Here is a 5,652-nt window from a genome sequence, read left to right as displayed (position 1 = left end):
CAGGCGTTCCAGCTCCAGCCGGGACGGGTCGAACGAGGTGTCCCAGGCCAGCAGGACCTTGCCCATCGCCGAGGCGTGCAGCGGGATGTAGACGCTCAGCCCGGACTCGGGGTCCACCGCCTCCCCGGCGATGACCACCGCGCGCGAACCGCTGCGGATGGCCAGGCCCGGCGAGGTGCCGGTGGCCTGCGCCAGGCTCTCCATGAGGGGTTCGATCCGGTACAGGCCGCGGTGCCGGTACAGGGCGCGGCCCAGCTCGGCGACGGCGGCGCCGAGCCGGTAGCGGGAGGTGACGGCGTCCTGCTCCAGGAAGCCCTCGGCGACCAGGGTGCGGGCCAGCCGGTGGGCGGTGCTGGTGCGCAGGTCCAGCAGCCGGGCGATGTCGGTGGCACCCAGTTCGGGCCCGTGGTCGCGGAAGCAGTGCAGCACCCGCAGCGCCCGGACCACCGCCTGCGACCCGGCGGGCCGGGACTCCTCCTCCATCGTGCGTTTCCCCTTGCGTGTCGGGCCCCGCCGCGGCGGCGGGGTACTCAGGCACAACTGAACCACAGGGCGGACCCCGCCTCGGACTCCCGTGTTTCCAACTGAACCGGTAGGGTTTGCCGGGTGGAGCTCCTCGTGGCCGCCCTGGCCGGATTCGCCGTCGCCGCTCTGACCGCCCCCGTCGGCGTCTCGGGGGCCGTCCTGCTGCTGCCCGTGCAGCTCAGCGCCCTGGGCATGCACGGCCCGCAGGTCAGCGCGACCAACCTGCTCTACAACGTGGTGGCCACCCCGCTGGGCATCGCCCGGCTCGCCCGCTCCGCGCGCGGCAACGGCGCGCAGATGCTCACGGTGACGGCGGCCGCCGTGCCCTGCGCGGTCGCCGGGGCGGCGGTGCGGGTCACCTGGCTGTCGGACCCGGTGCTGTTCCGCGCCCTGCTCGGGGTGATCCTGTTCGGCATGGGCGTGCGGCTGCTGTTCCCCTCCCGCCGCCGGGCCGCTCCCCCGCGCCCCCAACGCGAGCGCGGCGAACGCGGCGGCCGCGGCCTGCTCGCGACCGCGGCGGGCGGCGCCGCCCTGCTGGGCGCGGCGGTGGGCATCGGCGGCGGCTCCCTGCTGTCGCCACTGCTCATCGGAGTGGCGGGCTGGGCCACCGCGCGGGCCGCGGTGGTGGCGCTGACCACCACGTTCACCACCTCGATCGTGGGGCTGACCGCCTACGCGGTGTTCGACCGCATCGGCTTCGGCGCGGCCCCGGCCGCCCCGGACTGGGACACCGGCCTGGCCCTGGGCGTCGGCGGCGCGCTGGGCTCCCTGGTGGGCATCGCCCTGTCCCGCCGGGTGGGCGAGCAACCGCTGCGCTTCCTGCTGGGCGGCCTGATCTGCCTGACCGGCGCGACCTACCTCGTCGGGCTGCTCACCTGAACATCCGCGGAGGCGTCCGGCCCCGGGAACACGAACGGGCCGCCCCGGAGGATTCCGGGACGGCCCGCCGCACGCTCAGGAGGTGATGCCCCAGCGACGGCGCAGGGCGCGGTCGGCCCAGTTGAAGAACACGTCGATGACGATGCCGATGACCAGCACGATGATGATGTAGCTCAGCAGCCGGTCGGCGTCGTTGAGCTGGCGGGCCTGGCTGAGCGCCCAGCCGATCGAGTTCTGCTGGTTGATGATCACCAGCAGCTCGCCCGCCATCAGGGACCGCCAGGCGAACGCCCAGCCCTGCTTGAGCCCGGTGACGAACATCGGCAGCGCCGCCGGGATGATCAGCACCGTGTAGCGCTGCGCCCCGCGCAGCCCCATCACCTGTCCGGCGCGCAGCAGCGTCGGCGGCACGTAGTCGATGCCCGACACCAGGCCGCCGGCGATGGAGGGGGCGGCGCCCAGCACGATGACGAACATGATCGCCGACTCGCTGATGCCGTACAGCAGCATCGCGAACGGGAACCACACGATCGACGGCATGGTCTGCAAACCGGTGATGAGCGACCCGATGGCCGCCCGCAGCGGCTTGAACTGCGACACCGCCAGCCCGATGACCACGCCCACGGCCAGCGCCAGCGCGAACCCGATGAGGGCCCGGCGCATGGTCACCTGCACCGCCGTCCAGAACTCCGGCGTGGTGATCTCGCTGAACAGGGTGGGCAGCACCTTGTCCGGTCCGGGGAACACGAACTCGGTGCGCCACCCCGACCACACCACGGCCTGCCAGGCGACCAGCACCAGCACGACCGCGACCAGCTTGGGCCAGGTCGCCGCCCACACCGCGCGGGCCCGGTCACCGAACCCGACCTCGTTGGTCCCCCGCTTGGGCTGGAGTTCGAGGGCGTCGAGCCCGTGGACCTCGCGGTCCCTCACGTCGGAGTCAGGCATGGCGGGAGACCTCCTCGCGGAGCCGGTCGGTGATGGCGGCGGCCTGGGCCGCGATGGGGGCGGAGTCGATGCGGCGGGGCCGCTCGCCCTCCACGGGGAACTCGGAGATGACCCGGCCCGGGCGGCTGGACAACAGCACGACCCGGTCGCCCAGGCGCACCGCCTCGCGCACGTTGTGGGTGACGAAGAGGACGGTCAGCCCCTTCTCCTGCCAGATGCGTTCGAGCTCGTCGTGGAGGATGTCGCGCGTCATGGCGTCCAGGGCGCCGAAGGGCTCGTCCATGAGCAGCACGTCGGCGTCCTGGGCCAGGGCGCGGGCCAGGGCGACGCGCTGGCGCATGCCGCCGGACAGCTCGTGGGGCTGCTTGCGCTCGAAGCCGGTCAGGCGCACCAGGTCGAGCAGGTCGGCGACCCGCTGCCTGCGCTCGGCCTTGGGCACCCGGTTGACCTTCATCGGCACCTCGATGTTGGCGCCGACGCTCAGCCACGGGAACAGGGCGGCCTCCTGGAACATCATGGAGACCCGGTGGTCCCCGACGTCCACGGTGCCGCTGGTGGGCCGGTCGAGCCCGGCGACGAGGGAGAGCAGGGTGCTCTTGCCGCAGCCGGAGGCACCGACGATGGACAGGAACTCCCCGGCCCCGACGGTGATCGACATCCCGTCGATGGCGGTCACGGCGCCCTGGCCGCGGCCGAACACCTTGGAGATGTCGTCGATCTCGACGGCGGTGGTCCGCTGGGGCGTGTCGGTGATGGCGGTCATGGGCCCCTACCCTTCCAACCCGGTCACCGGCTCTCGGCCGTCCTCGGCGAGGAGGGCGTTGAGCGGGTCCAGGGCGTAGATTCCGGTCAGGTCGACGGGGTCGAGCAGGCCGATGGCCTCGGCTCTGTCGGCTCCGGTGAGCAGTGAGGACGCGGCGGGGTCGACCGTGAAGGTGACGTTGTCGAGCGCCGCGGCGGTGAGGTCGGGGTCGATCGACCCCCCGGTGAGCCCCTCCAGATGGGCGGTGACGGATTCCAGCGCGGCGTCCGGGTCGTCGTTGACCAGGTCGACCGCTTCGATGTGTCCGCGCAGCAGGGCCTCGACCGCCTCGGGGCGGTCGCGGAGCAGGTCCGCGGAGACGATGAGGTGGGTGGTGACGAACTCGCCGCCCGTCTCGGGCCACAGGTCGGCCTCGTCGATGAGCAGGTGGGCGTCGTCCTCGGCCAGCAGCAGGCTCAGGAAGGGTTCGGGGAGCCAGGCGCCGTCGATCTCGCCGAGCGCGAAGGCGTCGACGGTCTCGGGGTTGGCCTGGGGGACGATGGACAGGTCGCCGCCGCCGGCGGTGTCGGTCTCCCAGCCCCGTTCGTGGGCGAACCAGCGCAGCGCCACGTCCTGGGTGCCGCCCAGCTGGGGCGTGGCCAGGGTGGTGCCGGGCAGGTCCTCGACGCTCTCGATGTCGTCGCGGACGACCAGTCCGGTGCCCCGGGTGGCGGCCCCGGCGACGATGTGCAGGGCCGTGCCGTCCGACTGCGACCACCCGTTGACGGCGGGGTTGGGACCCAGGTAGGCGGCGTCGATCTCACCGGCGAACAGGGCGTTGATCGCGTCGGGCCCGCCGTTGAAGGTGAGGGTGTCGAACGCGGTGTCGCCCAGCGCCTCGGCGAAGATCCCGTTCTCCACTCCCACCAGGGCCGGGGCGTGGGTGAGGTTGGGGAAGTAGCCGAGGGTGAGCGTGCCCCCCTGTCCCTCCTCCGCGGCGTCGGCGGCGCAGCCGGTGGCGGCGAGGCCGAGGGCCAGGGCCGCCAGGGCGATCCGCGTCGGGGGGGAGGGCACACGCATGGAGGGGGTCCTTTTCGGGTGTCGGCTGAGGACGACCCAAACTCTACTTAATAAGTAGGGTTTGTGAAAGCCGACGCGTCACCCCAGGTCGGCGACGCGCTCCCGGCTTCCACGGCCACCCCGGGAGGCTTTGGGGGAAAAGCGCAGCTCAGAACGTTACGGGACCGTGAACGCGCAGATCGGGGCCCGCTCGGACCTCGGCCCGCATCCTCTGTGATCCAGAGCACCACGGGTGGTGGAACGCCAGTCGGCGGAGCCCCCCGGGCCCCGCCGACCGCCCTGACGGGTCAGAACCCGGCGACCTCGTCGCGCCCGTCCTCGCTGAGCAGGCCGTTGAGCAGGTCGAGCGAGTAGATGCCCTCCAGCTCGACCGGGTCCAGCAGGCCGACCGCCTCGGCGTGCTCGGCGCCGCTGCGCAGCGACGGCGAGATCGGGTCGAAGGTGAACGTCACGTTCTCGAAGGAGGCCGCGACCACGTCGGCCGAGGGGGCGCTGCCGGTGAGCGCCTCCAGGTGGGTGATGGCCGCCTGCTGGGCCTCCTCGGGGTTCTCGTTGACCCAGTCGACCGTCTCGATGTGGCCGCGCAGGAACGCCTCGACCACGTCGGGGTGCTGCTCCAGGAAGTCGGCGTTGACGATGATGTGGGTGGTGACGAACTCGCCGCCGGTGTCCGGCCACAGGTCGGCCTCGTCGATGAGCAGTTCGCCCTCGTTCTCCAGGATCAGGCGGCTCAGGTGGGGCTCCGGAACCCACGCGCCGTCGATCTCGCCCAGCGCGAAGGCGTCGATGATCTCGGCGTTGCCCTGGGGGACGATGGACAGGTCGCCGCCGCCCTCGGTGTCGGCCTCCCAGCCCTGCTCCTGGGCGAACCAGCGCAGCGCCACGTCCTGGGTGTTGCCGAGCTGGGGCGTGGAGATGGTGGTGCCGGGCAGGTCCTCGACGTCCTCGATGCCGGGCCGGACCACCAGGCCCGCGCCGCCGGAGGTGGAGCCCGCGATGATGTGCAGGGCCGTGCCGTCCGACTGCGACCAGCCGTTGATGGCCGGGTTGGGGCCGATGAAGGAGATGTCGACCTCACCGGCGAACAGGGCGTTGATGACGTCCGGGCCGGCGTTGAAGGTCTGGGTGTTCAGCTCGACGTCGCCCAGGGACTCGGCGAAGATCCCGTTCTCCACGCCGACCAGGGCGGGGACGTGGGTGATGTTGGGGAAGTAGCCGAGGGTCAGGGAGTCGACCGAGGCGCCGTCGCCGGACCCGCCGCCGTCGCCGCCGCCCTCCGCTCCCCCGCACGCGGTCGCGGCCAGGCTGAGCGCCAGGGCCGCCGCGGCGGCGGAGAACACGGTGGTGCGCTTGCTCATCTCGGATTCCTCTTCACAACGTAGGGGGAGGTCGGAGCGACCAGGAGAAACCATACTTAATTAGTAGGATTTGTGGGAACCCGGGGAATGGTGATCCAGGTCACATGAGCCGACGGTGAC

The 5,652-nt window shown here is 72.2% G+C and carries 6 protein-coding genes; 1 reads left to right on the top strand and 5 read right to left on the bottom strand.

Annotated elements, in window-relative coordinates:
- A partial coding sequence (locus tag ACJOT3_RS31915; RefSeq protein ID WP_406976855.1) for an IclR family transcriptional regulator occupies window positions 1–483 on the bottom strand: 483 nt, incomplete at its 3' end.
- 123 nt (window positions 484–606) lie between these two features.
- Between ACJOT3_RS31915 and ACJOT3_RS31910 the strand changes: the two genes are divergently transcribed.
- Window positions 607–1,404, top strand: coding sequence for a sulfite exporter TauE/SafE family protein (locus ACJOT3_RS31910; RefSeq protein WP_406976854.1), 798 nt, complete (start codon window positions 607–609; stop codon window positions 1,402–1,404).
- Window positions 1,405–1,479: 75 nt separating this feature from the next.
- On the opposite strand, the gene ACJOT3_RS31905 is transcribed toward ACJOT3_RS31910, so the two are convergent.
- The 4 genes from ACJOT3_RS31905 to ACJOT3_RS31890 form a co-directional block, all read right to left on the bottom strand.
- Entirely contained in the window at window positions 1,480–2,352 is an 873-nt protein-coding gene (locus ACJOT3_RS31905) for an ABC transporter permease (protein ID WP_406976853.1), read from the bottom strand.
- Window positions 2,345–3,115 carry an ABC transporter ATP-binding protein gene (locus tag ACJOT3_RS31900; RefSeq protein WP_406976852.1) on the bottom strand — a complete coding sequence of 257 codons (771 nt, stop codon included), beginning with the start codon at window positions 3,113–3,115 and terminating at the stop codon, window positions 2,345–2,347. Before ACJOT3_RS31900 ends, ACJOT3_RS31905 begins: the two co-directional genes overlap by 8 nt.
- A gap of 6 nt (window positions 3,116–3,121) precedes the next feature.
- A complete protein-coding gene (locus ACJOT3_RS31895) occupies window positions 3,122–4,174 on the bottom strand; it encodes an ABC transporter substrate-binding protein (protein WP_406976851.1) in 1,053 nt (350 codons plus the stop codon).
- 287 nt (window positions 4,175–4,461) lie between these two features.
- Window positions 4,462–5,532 (bottom strand): ABC transporter substrate-binding protein, encoded by a 1,071-nt coding sequence (locus ACJOT3_RS31890; RefSeq protein WP_406976850.1) that lies wholly within the window; start codon window positions 5,530–5,532, stop codon window positions 4,462–4,464.
- Window positions 5,533–5,652 lie beyond the last annotated feature (120 nt).

The sequence above is a fragment of the Nocardiopsis protaetiae genome, from assembly GCF_045446735.1.
In the GTDB taxonomy this organism is placed as follows: domain Bacteria; phylum Actinomycetota; class Actinomycetes; order Streptosporangiales; family Streptosporangiaceae; genus Nocardiopsis; species Nocardiopsis protaetiae.
This window is presented reverse-complemented; position numbering and strand designations above follow the sequence as displayed.

What these genes read in the sequence shown, in the direction of transcription:
- ACJOT3_RS31905 (WP_406976853.1), bottom strand. Translation starts at nt 2,352, where the DNA reads ATGCCTGACTCCGACGTGAGGGACCGCGAGGTCCACGGGCTCGACGCC.
- ACJOT3_RS31895 (WP_406976851.1), bottom strand. Translation starts at nt 4,174, where the DNA reads ATGCGTGTGCCCTCCCCCCCGACGCGGATCGCCCTGGCGGCCCTGGCC.
- ACJOT3_RS31900 (WP_406976852.1), bottom strand. Translation starts at nt 3,115, where the DNA reads ATGACCGCCATCACCGACACGCCCCAGCGGACCACCGCCGTCGAGATC.
- ACJOT3_RS31890 (WP_406976850.1), bottom strand. Translation starts at nt 5,532, where the DNA reads ATGAGCAAGCGCACCACCGTGTTCTCCGCCGCCGCGGCGGCCCTGGCG.